This window comes from Streptomyces sp. NPDC054863 (assembly GCF_053610825.1).
In genome coordinates this window covers 22,791-40,378 of record NZ_JBSGZD010000041.1, presented here as the reverse complement: position 1 = coordinate 40,378, position 17,588 = coordinate 22,791, and the positions used below count along the sequence as shown (strand labels likewise).

At 71.2% G+C, this 17,588-nt stretch carries 16 protein-coding genes; 6 read left to right on the top strand and 10 right to left on the bottom strand.

Features of this window, described 5'->3' with window-relative positions; all coding sequences use genetic code 11:
* Positions 1-89: 89 nt before the first annotated feature.
* The 3 genes from ACWGIG_RS11250 to ACWGIG_RS11240 form a co-directional block, all read right to left on the bottom strand.
* Entirely contained in the window at positions 90-2,207 is a 2,118-nt protein-coding gene (locus ACWGIG_RS11250; protein WP_453321288.1) for an eCIS core domain-containing protein, read from the bottom strand.
* Positions 2,208-2,512: 305 nt separating this feature from the next.
* Positions 2,513-3,364, bottom strand: a complete 852-nt coding sequence (locus ACWGIG_RS11245; protein ID WP_453321287.1) for a S1 family peptidase — start codon at positions 3,362-3,364, stop codon at positions 2,513-2,515.
* Positions 3,365-3,845: 481 nt separating this feature from the next.
* Entirely contained in the window at positions 3,846-4,280 is a 435-nt protein-coding gene (locus ACWGIG_RS11240; protein WP_453321286.1) for a VOC family protein, read from the bottom strand.
* A 216-nt stretch (positions 4,281-4,496) separates the two neighbouring features.
* Here ACWGIG_RS11240 and ACWGIG_RS11235 point away from each other — a divergent pair, with 216 nt between their 5' ends.
* The gene (locus ACWGIG_RS11235; RefSeq protein WP_453321285.1) at positions 4,497-5,525 is read left to right on the top strand and encodes a hypothetical protein; all 1,029 of its coding nucleotides are present in this window, start codon (positions 4,497-4,499) and stop codon (positions 5,523-5,525) included.
* Positions 5,526-5,781: 256 nt separating this feature from the next.
* Positions 5,782-6,372: a TetR/AcrR family transcriptional regulator gene (locus tag ACWGIG_RS11230; RefSeq protein ID WP_453321284.1), complete on the top strand. Its 591-nt coding sequence runs from the start codon at positions 5,782-5,784 to the stop codon at positions 6,370-6,372.
* Between the two features lie 57 nt (positions 6,373-6,429).
* Here the strand turns inward: ACWGIG_RS11230 and ACWGIG_RS11225 are convergent, their stop codons facing one another.
* Positions 6,430-6,843: an organic hydroperoxide resistance protein gene (locus tag ACWGIG_RS11225; RefSeq protein ID WP_453321283.1), complete on the bottom strand. Its 414-nt coding sequence runs from the start codon at positions 6,841-6,843 to the stop codon at positions 6,430-6,432.
* A gap of 140 nt (positions 6,844-6,983) precedes the next feature.
* Here ACWGIG_RS11225 and ACWGIG_RS11220 point away from each other — a divergent pair, with 140 nt between their 5' ends.
* Together ACWGIG_RS11220 and ACWGIG_RS11215 are read left to right on the top strand one after the other, a co-directional pair.
* The gene (locus ACWGIG_RS11220; RefSeq protein WP_453321289.1) at positions 6,984-7,496 is read left to right on the top strand and encodes a MarR family winged helix-turn-helix transcriptional regulator; all 513 of its coding nucleotides are present in this window, start codon (positions 6,984-6,986) and stop codon (positions 7,494-7,496) included.
* Between the two features lie 4 nt (positions 7,497-7,500).
* Positions 7,501-8,328 (top strand): maleylpyruvate isomerase family mycothiol-dependent enzyme, encoded by an 828-nt coding sequence (locus ACWGIG_RS11215; RefSeq protein WP_453321282.1) that lies wholly within the window; start codon positions 7,501-7,503, stop codon positions 8,326-8,328.
* A gap of 13 nt (positions 8,329-8,341) precedes the next feature.
* On the opposite strand, the gene ACWGIG_RS11210 is transcribed toward ACWGIG_RS11215, so the two are convergent.
* Entirely contained in the window at positions 8,342-9,316 is a 975-nt protein-coding gene (locus ACWGIG_RS11210; protein ID WP_453321281.1) for a LysR family transcriptional regulator, read from the bottom strand.
* Between the two features lie 99 nt (positions 9,317-9,415).
* Here ACWGIG_RS11210 and ACWGIG_RS11205 point away from each other — a divergent pair, with 99 nt between their 5' ends.
* Complete coding sequence (locus tag ACWGIG_RS11205; protein ID WP_453321280.1) at positions 9,416-9,628, top strand: hypothetical protein; 213 nt, start codon at positions 9,416-9,418, stop codon at positions 9,626-9,628.
* Positions 9,629-9,955: 327 nt separating this feature from the next.
* Here ACWGIG_RS11205 and ACWGIG_RS11200 read toward each other — a convergent pair whose 3' ends face one another.
* Entirely contained in the window at positions 9,956-11,581 is a 1,626-nt protein-coding gene (locus ACWGIG_RS11200) for an amidohydrolase (protein WP_453321279.1), read from the bottom strand.
* Between the two features lie 25 nt (positions 11,582-11,606).
* Positions 11,607-12,347 (bottom strand): TetR/AcrR family transcriptional regulator, encoded by a 741-nt coding sequence (locus ACWGIG_RS11195; RefSeq protein ID WP_453321278.1) that lies wholly within the window; start codon positions 12,345-12,347, stop codon positions 11,607-11,609.
* Positions 12,348-12,415: 68 nt separating this feature from the next.
* On the opposite strand from ACWGIG_RS11195, the gene ACWGIG_RS11190 reads away from it, so the two are divergent.
* Positions 12,416-13,903 (top strand): purine-cytosine permease family protein, encoded by a 1,488-nt coding sequence (locus tag ACWGIG_RS11190; RefSeq protein WP_453321277.1) that lies wholly within the window; start codon positions 12,416-12,418, stop codon positions 13,901-13,903.
* 510 nt (positions 13,904-14,413) lie between these two features.
* Here the strand turns inward: ACWGIG_RS11190 and ACWGIG_RS11185 are convergent.
* The 3 genes from ACWGIG_RS11185 to ACWGIG_RS11175 all read right to left on the bottom strand — a co-directional run bounded on the left by ACWGIG_RS11185 (position 14,414) and on the right by ACWGIG_RS11175 (position 17,580).
* Positions 14,414-16,039 (bottom strand): AMP-binding protein, encoded by a 1,626-nt coding sequence (locus ACWGIG_RS11185; RefSeq protein ID WP_453321276.1) that lies wholly within the window; start codon positions 16,037-16,039, stop codon positions 14,414-14,416.
* A gap of 126 nt (positions 16,040-16,165) precedes the next feature.
* The gene (locus tag ACWGIG_RS11180; protein WP_453321275.1) at positions 16,166-17,368 is read right to left on the bottom strand and encodes a Glu/Leu/Phe/Val dehydrogenase dimerization domain-containing protein; all 1,203 of its coding nucleotides are present in this window, start codon (positions 17,366-17,368) and stop codon (positions 16,166-16,168) included.
* Positions 17,365-17,580 (bottom strand): MbtH family protein, encoded by a 216-nt coding sequence (locus ACWGIG_RS11175; protein WP_453321274.1) that lies wholly within the window; start codon positions 17,578-17,580, stop codon positions 17,365-17,367. Before ACWGIG_RS11175 ends, ACWGIG_RS11180 begins: the two co-directional genes overlap by 4 nt.
* Positions 17,581-17,588: the final 8 nt, after the last annotated feature.

The following is a 17,588-nucleotide window of genomic DNA, read 5'->3' as shown; positions in this document are numbered from 1 at the left end:
GCTCCGCGACGGCACCTTCTACGACCCCCAACCCGCCCCAACCCCTTGACCAAAGTCATAGGGGCACCCCCCCGTGTCCCCCGGGCCCGTCAAGCGCCGGGGGCCTGCCGGCTCGCCGCCTTCTTGGCGAAGAGCTTCTCGACGTAGCCCGCGAGGAGGGCCTCGTACTTCGCAGCGTTCTCCTCGTCCATGGTGGTGTGCCGGACGATCTTGATCCCGCTGCGGGGATTCAGCATGTATTTCTCCGACAGGAGCACGCGGGCCTGCATGAAGTTCTGCCGGTTCGCCACCCGCATCATTTCGTGGCGGCTCTTCTTGCCCTGGCCCTGGAAGTGTTCGGGGTTCTTCCCCACGAGTTCACGCTGCCGCGGCAGTTCCGGATGGCTCAGCTTTTCCGGATCGTTCACGTAGTCGTCGAGGTGGCTGGTCGGTGCGTATTCGCCCTTACGGTACCGGTCGAGAGTCCGTTCGTGGAGCTCTGTGGCCTGCTGCTTCAGACGCCACTGGCGCCGCTGCTCCGTACGCGCGGCAAGTTCCGGACGTGCGGCTTCCACCTGCTCGGCGGTGGTTCCGGGGCCGGGCGGGAAGGTGCCCCTGGCCGGGACGGGGGACGGCTCCTCGACATCCTTGTCCCATACGTCGCGGACCGCTTCGAGGTTTCTGGTGATCTCGTCGTTCATCTTTTCCCGCTCGTTGTTGACGGGAAGCCCGGACCTCGTGCCGTCGGGCTCCTCCAGCGAGGAGGCCGTCGGCTTGTCGTAGCGGATGGGGCCGAGCGTGTGGAGGTCGTCGAGGAGCTCGTCGTCGTGCGGCAGACCGTGCGGATGGGCGACGTAGGCGACCTTGTCGGCCAGATCCCTGGGGACGAGGATCTGGAACAGGCTGCCCTCTGCGGTGTCGTTGAGCGCTTCGGCTTCTTTGTAGATCTCGGCCACGCCACTGGCGTCCAGACCGAATTTCGTCAGGAAATCCTCGATGAAAGACGCCACGGGGATTTCCGTCTGGCCCTTTCCGACCTGGAAATAGTGGAAGGTCTCCTCACCCGAATGGTTGAGGCCGCCGTGGAGGGACAGGTTGGCGGAAATGATGCTGGACTTGGTCGGGACGATGTTGTCGTCGATCAGCCCGTGCTCCTTCATGTCCGCCTCGAAGAACTCCTCCATTTTCCCGTACTTCGCATAGTCGGTGTCCTCCGGCCCCGGATACCTCAGGAAGTGGAAATCCTCCGGCACCTCCTCCCCGTGGTGGCGGGAGTAGACGTGCTTGTAGATGTCCTGGGCCACCCGGATACGGGGATCCTGAGCGTGGAAGAAGGGGTAGTGGTCAGCGCCGTGCTCGTCCTCCTTCGCGATGACGTCCTGCTGAATCCGCTCGTACTGCTGCGCCTGCTCCGAGGTGATCTGCCGGCGCGGTCGCCCGTCCTGTCGCTGCTCGTCCGTCAGCTCGGGCGTGGGGGTGAGGAAGCGGCCGTGCACACCCATCCGGTGCGGGCCCTGCTCCTCCAACTCGGCGTTGTGGAAGGGCAGACCGAGGTGCGCCCGGGAGGCCGAGCGCTCCACCCGCTGGACCGGGGCGAGCGGACCGACCGGGGCGAGCGGACCGTCCGGCGCGGGCAGCGTCTCGGTCCGGGCCCCGGTCCGGGCAGCGGTCTGTGCGGGGGCGGACGCTTCCGCCGTGCGCGGGGCGTCCCCGCGCAGGGCCTCGGTCGCACCCGCCTCCGCCTCGCGCTCGAACCGGTCCGACGGGTCCGAGATCTTCAGCCCGGTTCCGTCGTCCGTTCCCGCCACGGGCCCCTGCCGCTGCTGGATGACGTGGATCAGCTCGTGCGCCAGGGTGTGCTTGTCGCTCCCGCCGTCGCCGATGACCACGTGGTTGCCGGAGGTGAACGCACGGGCGCCCACCTCGGCCGCGGCGCGCCGTGCGCCGGCGCCGGTGTGCAGGGTGACGTCGGCGAAGTCCGCGCCCAGCCGCTCCTCCATCTCGGTGCGCAGCGGCGCGGCCAGCGGCTGCCCGGCCGAGCTCAGCGTGTCGTGCACCGTGGACCGCTGCACGGCCTGCTCATGCACCGTGGACCGCTGCACAGCCTGCTCATGCACCGTGGACCGCTGCACAGCCTGCTCGTGACCGTGGTCCGCGCCGGTGTCGCGCCGCTGCTCCTCGATCATCCGTGCCACCGCCGTGTTTCCGGCAGTACGTTGCAAGCTCATGAGCGCTGCCGGGGACATGGCCCCCAGGTGAGGCTGCACGGCTGCGGCTGCCTGCTCCGGCGGGGTCGGCACGCGTCGCGGAGCAGTGCCTTTCTCCGGCTGTTCCTTCATGTGCATGGCGGGACCTTTCTCAGGGCTCCGTCCCTCTTTACAGAGGCGGAGGCCGACCGGGAAGGTCCGAACAGGCAGCCTTGGGTGCACGATCGCCCACCTGGCGTGCATGCCGCGCGAAGGAGATCGGCACTTCGGACGGCGGGGCGGGGAGGGGTCCGCGCACCCTCCCCGCTCCGCCCTGCTCCACGGAGCTACAGGGTCGCCGCGGCCTGGGCGATGGCCGACGCGAACGTGGAGACCTCCGTGTACACGCCCGGGTAGTTCGGCCGTGCGCACCCGTTGCCCCAGCTCACGACGCCGACCTGGATCCACGCGCCCGCGTTGTCCTTGCGGAACATCGGGCCGCCCGAGTCACCCTGGCAGGTGTCGGTGCCGCCCTGCGCGTACCCGGCGCAGATCTCCTCGCCGGGGATCAGGTCGCTGTACGAGGACTTGCACGAGGCGTCGGAGACGAACGGCACCTGCGCCTTGAGGAGGTAGCGCTGCTGGGAGCCGCCCTCGCGGTTGGCACCCCAGCCTGCGACGGTGAAGGTGCCGGAGTTGTACGAGGTGTTGGTGGCGATCTTCAGCGTGGGCTGGTTGATCGGCTTGGCGAGCTTGATGAGTGCCCAGTCCTTGCCGCTGCCGTTGTAGCCGGGAGCCTGGAGGACCTTGGTGGACTTGACCTTGATCGCGCTGGAGCTCTGGAGGTCCACGACACCGCCGGTGGCGGTGATGCTGGTGTTGTTGCCGGAGCCGTCCACGCAGTGGGCGGCGGTCAGGACGATGTCCTTGGCGTAGAGCGAACCGCCACAGCCCATCGAGAGCCGGACCATGAAGGGGAACTCGCCCTGGGCGGCGCGCGTTCCACCGACGACGGGCTGCGTGCCGGGGGTCGGGCTCGCGGAGGCCCCGGCGGGCTGGAGGCTGACGGCGGCGAGGACGACGGCACCGACGACGGCGGATCTCTTGAAGGCCTGGAGTACGTTTCTCAACGGAGTGCCTTTCGTGGGGGGTGAAGCCGGAAGGACACGTGGGAGCACACACCGACGCAGCAATGGCATGAGCTCGTCAACGCGCTGCTGGATTATGTGAAGCTGGCCGACCGTCCGACAAGGACCCCTTTTCAGCCACGCACCGCCGGAATCAGGCGGGCACACGGGGCGCGGGGCGACACGGAGACCGTCGTTGTCGAGACGCCGGGCAGGACGTCGGTCCCCGGCTCGCGGGCCCGAGGATCCGCGCTCGCGGGCCCGAGGATCCGCGCGGTGACGAACAGCGCGTCGAAGCGCCGGGGTTGCGGAGACCGCCCTCAAAGCTGTCGCAGCCGACGGCGATCAGCCGCCGGAGCGGTCCGCTGCGAGGTCGATGCCGCTGTTGCCCATGCAGGGGATCCCGCAGAGGGCGAGCTGCCGACCCGAAGCAGGAGATCACGGCGGGACTGCTCCCCCGGGGGCACGTCGGCAGGGAGCAGTCCCGGCCGGTGCCGGCCCGAGCACTGCTGTCGGCTCGCGGGAGTGCCCCCTTCGCGGCCCGTCGGCCGGGTCAGTCGAGGCAGAACTCGTTGCCCTCGATGTCCTGCATCAGCAGGCACGACTCGTTGAACTCATCGGCACGCAGCAGCCGCACCCGTACCGCACCGAGCGGGAGCAGTCGTGCGCACTCGGCCTCCAGCGCGGCCACCCGCTCCTCGCCCACGAGCCCGGTGCCGACCCGCACATCAAGGTGCACCCGGTTCTTGACGACCTTGCCCTCGGGAACCCGCTGGAAGTACATGCGCGGGCCCACACCCGAGGGGTCCATGCAGACGAACCCCGCGCCCTGACGCTCGGTCGGCAGCGAGCGGTCGTAATCGTCCCAAGTGCCGAACCCCTCCGGCGGCGGCGGTACGACGTACCCCAGGACCTCGCACCAGAAGCGCGCGACGCGCTCCGGTTCCGCACAGTCAAAAGTGATCTGGACCTGCTTGATCGACGGCATCGGGCCATCGTAGAGCCGGGGTGCAGCGAGCCACACCGTTTTTCGGGGCGCGGGGCCGGCGTCCGCCCCGGCCCTCCCGCAGGGTCCCGCCCGGGTGCCGGAAGGTGCCGCACCCGACCGTTGTTTCGTCCTCCCTCAAGCTGCTTCACACGGCACGGAGGGCCCTGCCAGGCTCAGCCGTCGAAGGTGCATTCCTTGCGAGGAGAGGCTGGTCCCTTGTCGAATCGACGGAAGAGATGCGTGCTCGCCGCGGCGGCGCTCACGGCGGCACTCGGCATCGTGCCGGTGAGTACGGCTCAGGCACAAGCGACGGCCTGTCAGTGGCGGCAGACGACGTGGGAGCTGCCGCCCACCACGACTTCCGGCACGCTGTACGCGAGCGACGGCGGCCGGTACGGGGTCGGTGTCACCGGGACGCGGAGCACGAACTTCCCCTACGGCTACAAGGAAAAGCGCTGGACACTGTGGGACAACGGAAAGGTCGCGCTGCGGCTGGACGCGACCGGTCCCAGTCTGTCGGACGTCAACTCGGCGGGCCTGATGGTGGGCAACGTCCGCGCCAACAACAAATTCACGGGCGCGAAGGTGAGCCGCACCGGGACGACGACCGTGCTGCCGTCCAATCCGAACTGGGTCTACTCGACGGCCGATGTGATCAACGACGCCGGTGACATCGCCGGGACCGCCGAACTCGGATCGAAGCACCTCCTGGTGGTGTGGCCGGCGAACGCACCGGGAACGTATCGCGAACTGCCCACTCCCGCGGCCCACAACGTCACCGCCACCGACATGGACGAGCAGGGCAGGATCGTCGGGTACACCGACAGCGGGTACGCGGGCTCGGCCGGCTTCGTCACGGACCTCAACGGTCAGGTGCACAAGCTCGCCGCGCAGGGCGCCAACGGCATGGGCACCCCGTCGGCGATCCGGGACGGGCGCGTGGTCGGCGACATGGACAACGACACGAGCTACGCCGCGGCCGAGTGGAACGCTCAGGGTTCGCTGGTCAGGACCATCACCAAGGGCGCCCTCTCGGCAGAGGCCATCGGCGGTAACGGCACCGTGGGCGGCCTGGCGTTCGTCGGGTCGAATACGAGGCCGCGGTCCATCCTGTGGCGTGACGGCGTGGTCTCCGACTCGCTGTCCGGGGTCTCGGACTGGTTCATGCTCAAGGCGATCAGCGACGACGAGAAGACTCTCATCGGGGACGAGATCTCCGGGCCCGCGCACTACACCTGCTCCTGACACCACGAATGCTCCTGACACCACGGGACCGGCGGCCCCTCACCGAAGGGGCCGCCGGTCCCGTGGGTCTCCCTGCAGGAGCGCGCGTGGGTCGGGCAGACGGTTCCTCGACCGGCCAACTGGCCCTCCGCCGACGGCCGTAGACGACAGCGGCCCGGAAGACCGGGCCGGAGTACCGGGATCGGTGCGGCCTATGCTGTCCGTGGCGAGGGCCCGGAGTCCTTCGCGTTCAGATCAGACCGAGGATGTCCGCCCGATGAGCCCGAAGCAGCAGCGTGGGGAAGCCACCGTCGATCAGGTCCTGGCCTCCGCACTTCGCCTCCACGCCTCGTCCGGTGAGGCGGGCCTCACCGTTAGCGCGATCACGAAGGCCAGCGGTGTCAGCGCCGGAAGCGTCTACCACCACTTCGGCAGCCTCTCGGGAGTGTTCCACGCACTGGCCCTGCAGTGCACGGGCCGGTTGCTGGACGAAATCGTCGCGGCACTCCGGTCGGCAACAGGCGCCCGGTCCGGAGTCGATGCCACCGTCCGGGCCTACCTGGCCTTCGTCCAGGCCCACCCGGACGAAGCCCGGCTCCTGCACTCCGCCACCGTCGACCACGCATTCATGGCGCAGGCCAGGGAGATCCGCGACTCCCAAGAGGCCCGCCTGTCACCGATCGCCCACTGGATCCGCGCTCACACGGAGGCCGGCGAACTCACCGTGCTCCCCGTCCCCGTGATCGAGGCCCTCGTCATGGGCCCGGTCGTCGCAGTCGCCCGACGCTGGCTCTCCGTCGGAGACATCGATCTGAGCGAGGCCGCGCGGACCCTGCCTGACCACATCTGGCGCGCGGTCGGCCCGTAACCGCGCACGGCCCCCTGCCGACGTAGATCCCGTACTACTGGGCGGTCGCCGCCACGCCTACTCGATGACGAGCTCGACGGGGATGTTGCCACGGGTGGCCTTGGAGTACGGGCAGTACGCGTGGGTCTTCTCCAGGAGCGTCCGGCCCACCTCGCCCTCCAGGTGCTCGGGCAGCTCGACCCGCATGACCACGGAGAGGCCGAAGCCGCCGTCGGTGTCCTTGCCGATGCTGACCTCGGCGGTCACCGAGACGTCCGCGACGTCGAGCTTCTCCTGGCGGGCGATGGAGCCCATCGCGCTGGCGAAACAGGCGGCGTATCCGGCGGCGAAGAGCTGCTCGGGGTTGGTGCCCTGGCCATTGCCGCCGAGAGCGGCCGGGAAGCCGAGCGGCAGGTCGATCTGGCCGTCGGAGCTGACGGCGCGACCCTCGCGGCCGTTGGCGGTGGCGACAGCGGTGTACAGCGCGTCCATGGGGTCCATCTCTTTTCGGTCGTCGGTCCGGGGAAACACCCTGGACCAAATAGAGCACACAATTGAGTTGTGCACAACTTAGTTGCACACGGTACGATGCCTTCATGGCAGAGGAACGGGCGAAGGAACGGGCAGACGCGATGGCTGGACGGGACGAGGGCGACTTGACGGACGAGGACTTCCTCCGCCTCGACCACCAGATCTGCTTCTCACTGCACGCGGCGTCGCGCGCCCTGAACGGCGTCTACCGCACCGCGCTGAAGGACCTCGGCCTCACCTACCCCCAGTACCTGGTGATGCTGGTGCTCTGGGAGGACGGCGAGCTCCCGGTCAAGAAGATCGGCGAGCGTCTGAGGCTGGACTCGGGCACCCTCTCCCCGCTGCTCAAGCGCCTGGAGCTGGCGGGTCACGTGGAGCGGCGCCGCAGTCCCGACGACGAGCGCTCGGTCACCGTCAGGCCCACCGCGGAGGGCGTCGCACTCCGCGCGAAGGCCCTGGCCGTGCCGCGCGCCATCGCCTCGTCCACCGGTCTCTCCCTGGACGAGGTCAGGGACCTGCGCACCCGGCTCAACACCCTGACCGCCACCCTGGACGGCACAGACCCCGGCGCGCTCACCCAAAGCTGCGCGGCGGACGAGACCGGGAAGGCGTAACGGCATGGACCACATCGACGACAGGAACGACAGGCACAGCATGGAACAGTCACCCCAGGCGTACGCACCCCTGGCCCCCGCCGCCCACCGCGACGCCGTGGCGGCCGAGACCGCCGCCCTCGTCGCGCTCACCCGGGGCGCGGACCTGGCGACGCCGGTGCCCGGCTGCCCCGGCTGGACCCTGCTCGACCTGGTCAGGCACACCGGAAGCGTGCAGCGCTGGTTCGCCGTCCTGCTGCGCCGGGGCGCCCTGACCCGGCCCGAGAGCCGCGACGTGGAGCTGCGGCTGCCGCAGCACGAGGACGGATACGCGGACTGGCTGGCCCGGAGCGCGGACGAGGCCGCCGAGGCGTTCGCCACCATCGACCCGGACGCCCCGATGTGGGTGTGGGGCGCCGACGGGCACGCGAGGTTCTGGATGCGCCGGATGCTCTTCGAGACCCTGGTGCACCGCGTCGACGCCGAACTCGCCCTCGGGCAGCGGCCCGTGATCGACCCCGTGCTGGCGACCGACGGGGTGGACGAGTTCCTGGTCAACCTCCCCTTCGCCGCATTCTTCGCCCCCGGGACGGCCCAGCTGCGGGGCGCCGGCGAGACCCTCCGCTTCCGTACCACGGACACCGGGACCGACTGGCTGGTGCGCCTGCGCCCCGACGGCTTCGGCGTCGAAGAGCAGGACCCTGCGGGAGGCGCGGCCGACGCCACCGTGGAGGGAGCAGCCGCCGACCTCCTGCTGCTCGTGTACGGCAGGGTCCGGCACGGCGCGGACACCTTCGTGACCTCGGGGAACGAAGAGCTGCTGGAGCGGTGGTTCGCCCACTCCGCGTTCTGACGGGCCCGACCGGCTAACGGATGGAGCCCTCCCGCATGGCCGCCCTGTCCTCCGGCGGGAGCCACGCGTCCGGCGGCAGTTCCAGCCAGTGGTTCTCCCGTGCCAGGCGCCGTGTGGTCGCGGTCAGCGCTGCCAGGGCCGGGTGGCTCAGGCCGGCCCGCCAGACCAGGGAGAGGGGCGAGAGGGGCACGGGGTCGCACAGCAGGCGCAGTGCCATTCCCGGTACGTCGATGAACTCCGTGCTCGCCAGCACCCACCAGCCCCGTTTCCGTACGATGCGCATGAACTCTTCCGGGCCCTCGATCTCCGGGAACGGCTCCGCCAGTCCAATGCCGTGCTCGGAGAACAGGCGGGTCGCCAGGTCGGTCCACTCGGCGGTGGCCGGGTTGCCCGCCCCGGCGTAGAGGGTCCGGCCGGAGAGGGCCTTCAGGGGAATGCGGTCGTACGCGCACAGCGCGTGGTCCTCGGGCAGGAGGACGGCCATGTGCTCGTAGCGGGCCGGGAGATGGGAGAGCCGCGCGGCCACGGCGGGAGCGAGCCCGGCGAACCGGCCGAAAGCGGCGTCGAGGCGGCCGTCGACGATCTCCTGGGCGGCGCCCGTGAGACCGCTGTGGAAGCGGGCGACGAACTCCAGGTCGGGGTGGGCGCGCCGGGCCTCCTCCAGCACTTCGTGACCGGTGGCGGCCCGGTCGCCGACGTCGACGAGCAGGGGCCGCTGGTCGCGCACCGAGGCCGCGGTGGCGAACTCCTCGTGCGCGGTGAGCACTTGGCGGGCGTACGGCAGGAGCCGCGCGCCCTCGGCGGTGAGACCGACGTGGCGGGTGGTGCGTACGAACAGCTCGGCGCCCAGCTCGGCCTCCAGGCGGCGGATGTCGCGGCTCAGCGCCTGCTGGGCGACGTACAGACGCATGGCGGCACGGGTGAAGTGGAGTTCCTCGGCCGTGGCGACGAAGGCGCGCAGGAGTCGGGGATCGAAGTCGCGGGGCACCCGGGCAACCTACCCCCGCAGCATTGACAACCACAATGCGTGAATGGGTGCGGGACAGGTGTTGGACCGGGGTGGGTCCGCCACGCGAGCGTAGAGGCCATGCCCCCTTACGAATCCGTGCGTCCCACTCGTCATGCGTCGCCGCAGCCCGCCCCGGTTCTGCTGGCCGTGAGCGGCCATGCGCTTGTCGCGGCTGCCGTGCCCCCGTACGAGGTCCGCAGCACCGGGAACAGCAACGGCCCGCGCGGGCGGCCTGCCGCCTGGTTGCGGCGCCTGCTCTCCGCAGGACGGCGGGACGGCCCTGCCGCGTGACATGAGCATCCACGGCTGCCCGGCCCTGGGAGTGCGTCGGCTGCGGCGGTGTGCGGAAGAAGTCCGGCCGGTGCCGATCAGGGTCCGGGGCCTGCGGCGGACCGATCCCCCTCCGTCAGGTCGTCAGCATCCCCATGGACACGACGATCGACGCCGGGGCCTGTCACGTCCGCCATCACGTCCGCAACCCCGAGAAGCTGTCGCGGGTGGCGCGGGAGACCGCCGTCGGCCGCTGAGCCCGGCCTTCGATTCCTGCCCCGTGCCCCGCCTCGCCCCGGGCCCGGGGCGAGGTCCACGACGCGTCGCCGCTGCCGCCGCGCCGCCTCGTCACACGTGCGCGGCCCGGTGCGTGGGCCGTCCGTCGAGAACCGTGAGCAGCACGGGCAGTTCCGGGAGGTCGGTGGCAGCGGTGGTGAGCGGGTTCCCGGCGAAGGCCGTCAGGTCGGCGCGGTGGCCGACGGCGATCCGGCCCGCCTCGTGCTCCTCCCCCGCGGCCCAGGCGGCGTTGACCGTCATGCCCTGCAAGGCCTCCAGAGACGTGAGAGCCTGTTCGGGGCCGTGCGCAGGGCGCGTGACATCACGGCTCGGACGGCGGTGGCGGGCCCCGGCCATGACGCCCAGCGGCGGGTACGGCGCGATGGGCCAGTCGGAGCCGAGTACGACAGTGGCACCGGAGTCCCACAGGTCACGGCAGCGCCAGGCGCGCGCGGCACGCTCCTCGCCCAGGCGCCGGGACCAGTTGTCGGTGTGGTCGGCCCGGGTGAAGTCGCAGCAGTGGGTGGGCTGCATGGAGGCGGCGACACCCAGTTCGGCGAAGCGGCGCAGAGTGTCGTCGGGGACCGTCTCGATGTGCTCGACGCGGTGGCGTACCCCGCGCCCGCTCTCCGTCTGTGCCTTCTCCACGGCGTCGAGGACGTGCCGGACCGCCGCGTCCCCGATCGCATGGGTCGCGGTGGGCACGCCTGCCCGGTGGAGCTCTCCGATGATCCGCGTGTACACGGCGGGGTCCGGCCAGAAGGCGTGCGTGGACTCGCCGTTGCGGTCGGGGCGCTCCAGCCAGGCGGTGCCGTTGTCGATCGTGCCGTCCATGAAGATCTTGACGCCGTCGGTACGCCACAGCCTCCCGCCGGTGCCCTGCTGCTCGACGAGGGCACGCAACTCGTCGGCGCCGGTGCCGGGTTGGCACCAGGGGGCGACGCGGAGCCGCAGCGGGAGGTCGCCCGCGGCGTCGAGTTCACCGTAGAAGGCGAGGCTGTCCCCGCCCGCGTCCATGACGTGGCCACCGGTGAGGCCGGTGGCGGCCATGGCCCGCAGGGCGGCGGCGAGCCGGTCGCGGCGTTCCGCGCGGGTGGGCTGCGGGGCGACCCGTTCGACGATCTCGCAGGCGGCATCCTCCAGCAGGAGACCGGTCGGCCGCCCCTGGTCGTCGCAGACGATCTGGGCCGAGGCCTGGTCGAAGGAGCGCGGTCCTTCGACCCCGGCGATCTCCAGGGCCCGGCGGCTGGCCAGCATGGAGTGGGCGTCGAAGAGCAGCAGGAGGGCCGGGACACCGTCGAGCACGGCGTCGAAGGGCGCGGTCCCGACGGGCAGGTCGCCGAAGGCGTTCGGATCGAGACCCCAGCCGTGCAGCCACTCCCCCGGTGCCAGCGAGGCCACCCCGCGGGCGAGTGTCTCTCGTACGGCCCGTACGTCCGTGCAGTGCGAAAGGTCGAGCCCGTGGGTGAGTTCGGCACCCGTGACGGGGTGGAGGTGCCCGTCGACCAGCCCCGGGGTCACCACGGCTCCCTTGAGGTCGATCACGGTGGTCGAGGCGTCGGCCAAGGCGCGGATCTCGCGGTCGTCACCGAGCGCGGTGATCCGCCCTTCGGCCGCGGCAAGAGCGGTCTGCGGCAGAAGGACTCCCGAGACGGGGTCGAGCAGTCCGGCGGAGAGCAGGACGAGAGAGGTAGGCACGTGGGGCTCCATGGAGGGACGGGGGTCAGTTCGGGGTGACGGCGGGGGCTGCGGCGGTGTCATTGGCGGATGCCGCCGGGGCCGCCGGTGCCGCCGGGGCCGTCGGTGCTGATGTGGCGTCGGCGGCGCTCAACGTGCCGGTGGGCAGGCCGAGTTCGCGTTCCGCGGTGGTGAGGGCCATGTGGGTGATCTCGGGCGGGCTCTCCGGGCTCTCCGGGCTCTCCGGGGTGGCCGCGTTGGCGTGGGCGCCGAGGCCGTCGATGACGACCAGGATCTGAATGGCCGTCACCCTCGGGTGGTCGGTGTGGAATTCGCCCTGTTCCACGCCCTCACGGATGAGCCCTTCGAGCCGGCTGCGCCACGCGTGCTCCTGCACGGCGACGCGCTCGCGCAGGACGGGGCGGTAGCGGCTGAGGTGGCGGGCGTTGAGCCAGAGTCGACTGACGTCGTCGTACGCCGCCCCCGTCGCCCGGGCGAAGAAGCGCGCCAGATGCTGCGTCGGGGAGGCGCAGGCCCGGTCGGCAGGCAGGAGCGCTTCGAGTTCCGTCGTGGCGGCGTCGCCGTACGCCTCGGCGACGAGATCCTCCACGGCCGGGAAGTAATGGCTGATCAGCCCGGGCCGCACGGCGAGCTCGTCGGCGATGCGCCGGAGCGTCACGCACTCCAGCCCTTCGGTCAGAGCGACCGTCGCCGCCGCGGCTACGATTTCCGCACGTCTGGCGGCCGGAGACAGACGGATTCGCTTGTTCGAAACGCTTGACGACATGGAATCGATGCTATTGAGTTTGCGACCAATAAACAACCAGGTGGGTATCCAGCATCCGGAGGAGCCTGATGGCGTCCACGATTCCCGACCCGCACCCCGGCCCGCACCCCGGCCCACACGGTCCCGGCACACACGCTGCGGGCCAGGCGGCCAGGTCTCCTTCCAAGTCCTCCTCCGAGCGGGCGAGTCGTATCGAGGCACACGGCATCGACCTCATCGCCGACGAGGAACGCCACGGCCGCCCGCGGCAGTTGTTCGCCATCTGGGCCGCGGCCAACGTCAACTACCTCAGCCTGGTCACCGGCGGCGCCCTGATCCTCATGGGTCTGAGCCTGTGGCAGGCCCTCGCGGTCATCGTGGTGGGCAACCTGTTCTGGCTGACCACCGGTCTCCTCGCCGTCTCGGGCCCGGCCGCGGGCGCTCCGAGCGAGGTGATCACGCGAGCGATGTACGGAGTACGCGGAAACCGGGTGAACAACGCGATCGTCGGCTGGCTGATCTCTGTCTGCTACTTCGCCCTCAACCTCGCCGCGGCCTCGACCGCCGCCTTCTCCCTCGTCGAGATGACCGGCATCGCTGCGGGCACCGGCGTCCAGATCGCCGTCGTCGTGGTCATCGCCGCCCTCACCCTGGCCATCGGCGTCTACGGCCACGGCATGATCACGAAGCTGTACCTCCCGATCACCCTCGTCCTCACGGCCGTCTTCGCCGTGGTCGCCGTACCGGTCCTGGTCCACACCGACTTCGGACACACCCCGGCCGTGCCGCTCAGCGGCATCGGACTGTGGTCGGCCCTCATCGCCGGCGTGACCCTCATCGCCTCCGCCCCGCTGTCCTACACCACCAGCGCCGACTTCTCGCGCTACCTCTCCCGCACGACGTCCGCCAAGGCCGTCGTCGGCTGGACCGCCTTGGGCGGATTCCTGCCGGGCGTCATCGTCTGCTCCCTCGGCGCCTGTGCCGCGACCGCGGTCGACATGAGCAACCCCCGGACGGGTCTCGAAAAGATCCTCCCCGCCTGGTTCACCCCGGTCTTCCTGCTGGCCCTGGTCCTCGGCACCATCGCCATCAACGCGTTGACCTCCTACAGCGCCGGACTCGCCCTCCAAGCCGTCGGCATCCGCATCCGCCGCGCCCGCAGCGTCGTCGTCGACGGAGTCGCCGCCGTCTCCCTCACCCTGTACGGGCTGCTCATATCCAACTTCCTCGACACCGTCAGCAACGTCCTGCAGCTCACGGTCGTCCTCCTCGGACCCGCCACGGCCGTCTACGCCACGGACATCCTGCTGCGCCGCAACCGCTACGACGGCCCCGCGCTCATGGACGAGACCCCGGGCAGCCCCTTCTGGTTCACCGCCGGCGTCAACCCCGCCGGAGCCCTCGCACTCACGGCGGGCGTCACCGCGGCGGCCCTGTGCGTGAACACCCTCTACACGGGCCCGGTCGCACACGCCCTGGGCGGAGTGGACCTGGCGCTGCCCGTCGGTTTCGTCGTCGCCTCCACCACGTACGCCCTGCTCCTGCGTGTCCTGGGCCGTGGACCGGCCCGGGCATGAGACGCGAAGTCCGCGCCGGGCGGCCAGGCCGGTGCGGATGCGGGCCTTGGTCCGGGGCAGTGCCAGGCCCAGGAGGACGAGCGCAACTCCCAGCAGGCGCACACGGGGCCTGTGTGGTGGGCGGGTTCACCGATGAACTGGGTCATCAGCGTGAGCAGCACACCGCCGGCGACGGCCGGCAGCCAGTCGGCGGCGTGCCCGGTCATGTTGTCCCTCCGGCGTTGTGGGGAGGGCCGTAAGGGTCTGCGTGACCGGAAAGAGGCCACTCCTGCTGCGCGGCCGACCGGTCCGGAGACTTGACGCCTCTTCGGACGTCCGATCCCCGTACCCGCCCGGGACACGCGTCAAGGCCGGTGATCGACTCCATGAGGGCCCTCGGCGACCTTGGCCGGATGGCGTGCGCCCCGGGCACGATTGGCTTGATGCCGGGGTGTCCGGCCCGGCGCCAGGACCCCCGCGAAGCGTTGTGCTCCCGCGTCCCGACGCCGAACCCCGGTCCGAGGACGACGCTTACGGCGTGGCCGGGACCGCGTTCGTCCACGCGGCGCGCAGCGCCTTCTTGTCCACCTTGCCGACCTTGGTCGTCGGCAGCCGGTCCAGCAGGACCGTCCTGCGGGGCGTGTACAGCTCTCCCAGCTCGGCGGTCACCGAGGCGCCGACCGCGGCCGGGTCGACGTCGGCGCCCTCGGCCGTGGCCAGGAAGATCTGAACGGCCTCCCCGTACTCCTCGTCGGGCACGCCCAGCGCCGCCGCGTTGCGCACACCGGGCAGCGTGAGCAGGAAGTCCTCCAGGACCCGGGAGTAGACGTTGTCGCTGGTGCTGCCGGTGACGATGATGTCCTTGGCCCGGTCGACGAGGTAGAGGTGCCCCTCGGCGTCGAGGTAGCCCATGTCGCCGGTGCGCAGCCAGCCGTCGTGCAGCGCCTCGGCGGTGCGCTCCGGGTCCTCGTAGTAGCCGAGCATCACCGTCTCGCCGCGGACGCACACCTCGCCGACCTGCCTGGCGGGCAGCGCCTCCGTACTGCCTTCGGTACGGATCTCGATCTCGGTGTCGGATATCGCCCGGCCGCAGCTGCGCCAGAGCTCGGGCCGCTCTGCGCCCGCCGACGCGAGGTCCTCGGCACCGAACGCGGCGATGCCGAGCGCCTCCGACTGCCCGTAGGCCTGGCTGAGTACGGGCCCGAAGAACTCGACCGTCTGCTGCAGTCGGCTGGGCGACGAGGCCGCGCCACCGACGACGATCCGCCGCAGCGCGGGCAGGGCCCCCGGCCCGCACTCCGGGTGGTCGAGCAGCGCGTACAGCATCGGCGGTACGAACATGGTGGCGGTGATCCGCTCCTCGCGCAGCGCCGTCAGCGCCGCGCCCGCCTCGAACTCGGGCAGCACGACGAGGACGGACCCGGTCACCAGCGCCTGGATCGTGGTGAGGTGGCCGCTGCCGTGAGTGAGCAGCGTGGCGGCGAGCACCCGGTCCGCGCCCGGTTCCGTGGCGGAGAAGACCGCCGGCCGGGGGTCCTCCGGGGCGCCCACCACCAGCTCCACCACTGCGTCGTAGAGCCGACGGCTGTGTGCGGCGAGCTTGGGACGGCCCAGGGTTCCGCCGGTGTAGAGGACGGTGACGGCCTCGTCGGCTCCCGGCGCGGGCACCCCTTCGGGGCGTACCGCCGGGCACCCGGCCGCCAGGGCCAGCAGGTCCGTGCACGGCTGCTCGCAGGGGCCGAGGCTGAGCAGCACGGGGGCGTGGACGCTGCGGCCGGCCGCGTCCGCGGCCCGTTGCGCGAAGAGCGGGTCGGTGACCACGGCGCGTGCCCGGGACTGCTCGACCAGGGCGGCGAGCTCGCCGGGACCCGGCTCGGGCGGCAGGAACACGACGCGGCAGCCGATGAGGTGCACCGCGAGCTGCACCAGTACGGAGTCCAGCCGGTTGGCCAGGAACAGCCCCACTCCGTCGCCGGGCGCGAGCCCCTGCCCGCGCAGCGCGTGCCCCAGACGGAACAGCCGCCGCCTGGCCTCCCCCCGGGTCAGCCGCTGTGCGCCCTGGACGAGCGCCTCGGCGTCCTCGTCCTCGTGCCAGTGATCCAGGATGTGGTCCACGTACGTCCGCGGCTGATGTGTCTTCTCTGCGTTAACGATCATTGACGTATGCAAACATGCCGCTCAGGGGCCATGACCTTACAGGGGGCTTATTTCGGTCACCGACTGACGGAGTACCATGCCCCCGGCCGGGACGGGCGGTTGCGGGTCCGCAGGCGCGAGGAGGCGTCAGGCGACGGGTTCTTGATGCGCCTGGTGCACTTGGTGTACCCGATTTCCTGGATATACCCCTTTCGCGGTGAGCAGTTGCGCGACCGGGTCGGTGCTGCCCGAGCCGTGCAGTTCCTGGACGAGTTCGCAGTTCCTGGTGATCCTGGCGGCGATCCATGCACGCAGCCAGGCGGAGAGGCGCGGCAGCGGCAGGCCGGACGGGGCGAGGCCGGCGAGGACGCAGCCGGTTGCGGCAGCACCGCCCACGTTCACGACCACGTCGGGCAGGACGGTGTGACCAGCCTCGCGGAGCAGCCGGCGGGCCGGTTCCGTGCAGCTCATGTTCCCGCCCTCGACCACCGTCCCGGCCCGGACGTCGGGCACCGCGTCCTCCCGGACCGCCGCTGCGGACGCCGCGAGCACGAGGACGTCGGCGTCGACGTGCAGCCACGCCTGCCCGGCCGTGTGCACCCGGGCCGTCGCGGGCAGCCGGGTCCTGTCGATCGTGCCGTCGCTGCTGGTGAGCGCGGTGAGCGCGGCGACGGGCAGCCCGCGCTGATCCTCGATCGTGCCGCGTACGTCGGCCACGGCCACCACCAGGTGCCCGTGGTCGGCCAGGTGGCGGGCGACCGCGCGCCCGACCGTGCCGAACCCCTGGATCGCGATGCGCTGCGGGGTCCGCGTGCCGGCGGCGCGCAGGGTGCCGAGCACCGCGACGGCCACGCCGAACCCGGTGATGTCGGCCAGGTGGGTCCAGAGTTCGTCCCAGCCGACGGTGAGCCGGGTCGCGCCGGGCCGGTGGGCGACGTCGTACCCGGCGGCGTCGAAGGCCAGTTGCCGGTCCGCGTAGGTGGTGCCCTGGTCGCAGCCGAGGTAGACGCCGCCGTGCAGCAGCGGGGCCGCCGCGCGGCCGAACGCCCGCATCAGCTCCGGTCGTTGGACCGCCGCCCCGGGCGCGGGCGCTATGCCGGCCTTGGCGCCTCCGATGGGCAGGCCGACCAGCGCCAGCTTCTGGGTCATGGCCCTGGCGAGGTGGGCCAGTTCCTGCTCGGTCACCGTCGCGGTCATCCTGGTCCCGCCCATGGCCAGCCCGTCGACCATGCGGTCGACGACGACCCACCCCTGGGCGTCGCCCGGCTCCATGCGCAGAGTGGTGGAGAGCAGGGGCCCGGCCGGGTCGGCGAGAGGGGCCGGATCGGCCACGGGGAGTGCCTGATTCACTCGGCACCCGCTTCCGAGGCGGTACGCCGCCGCAGGCTCAGGGGGCGCATGTCGGTCCATACGCGCTCGATGTGCGCGAGGCACTCGTCCTTCTCGCCCTGCACGCCGACCTCGTGCCAGCCCGCCGGGGACTCGCGGTCGGCGCTCCAGATCGAGTACTGCTCCTCGTCGTTGACGACGACCTTCCACTGCTCGACTGCGGTGCTGCTCATGTGCTTCC

Bases quoted from the DNA above. Each gene is read 5' to 3' on its own strand.
- ACWGIG_RS11250 (WP_453321288.1), bottom strand. From the start codon at position 2,207: ATGAGCTTGCAACGTACTGCCGGAAACACGGCGGTGGCACGGATGATC.
- ACWGIG_RS11245 (WP_453321287.1), bottom strand. From the start codon at position 3,364: ATGCCATTGCTGCGTCGGTGTGTGCTCCCACGTGTCCTTCCGGCTTCA.
- ACWGIG_RS11240 (WP_453321286.1), bottom strand. From the start codon at position 4,280: ATGCCGTCGATCAAGCAGGTCCAGATCACTTTTGACTGTGCGGAACCG.
- ACWGIG_RS11230 (WP_453321284.1), top strand. From the start codon at position 5,782: ATGAGCCCGAAGCAGCAGCGTGGGGAAGCCACCGTCGATCAGGTCCTG.
- ACWGIG_RS11225 (WP_453321283.1), bottom strand. From the start codon at position 6,843: ATGGACGCGCTGTACACCGCTGTCGCCACCGCCAACGGCCGCGAGGGT.
- ACWGIG_RS11220 (WP_453321289.1), top strand. From the start codon at position 6,984: ATGGCTGGACGGGACGAGGGCGACTTGACGGACGAGGACTTCCTCCGC.
- ACWGIG_RS11215 (WP_453321282.1), top strand. From the start codon at position 7,501: ATGGACCACATCGACGACAGGAACGACAGGCACAGCATGGAACAGTCA.
- ACWGIG_RS11205 (WP_453321280.1), top strand. From the start codon at position 9,416: ATGCCCCCTTACGAATCCGTGCGTCCCACTCGTCATGCGTCGCCGCAG.
- ACWGIG_RS11195 (WP_453321278.1), bottom strand. From the start codon at position 12,347: ATGTCGTCAAGCGTTTCGAACAAGCGAATCCGTCTGTCTCCGGCCGCC.
- ACWGIG_RS11190 (WP_453321277.1), top strand. From the start codon at position 12,416: ATGGCGTCCACGATTCCCGACCCGCACCCCGGCCCGCACCCCGGCCCA.
- ACWGIG_RS11185 (WP_453321276.1), bottom strand. From the start codon at position 16,039: ATGATCGTTAACGCAGAGAAGACACATCAGCCGCGGACGTACGTGGAC.
- ACWGIG_RS11175 (WP_453321274.1), bottom strand. From the start codon at position 17,580: ATGAGCAGCACCGCAGTCGAGCAGTGGAAGGTCGTCGTCAACGACGAG.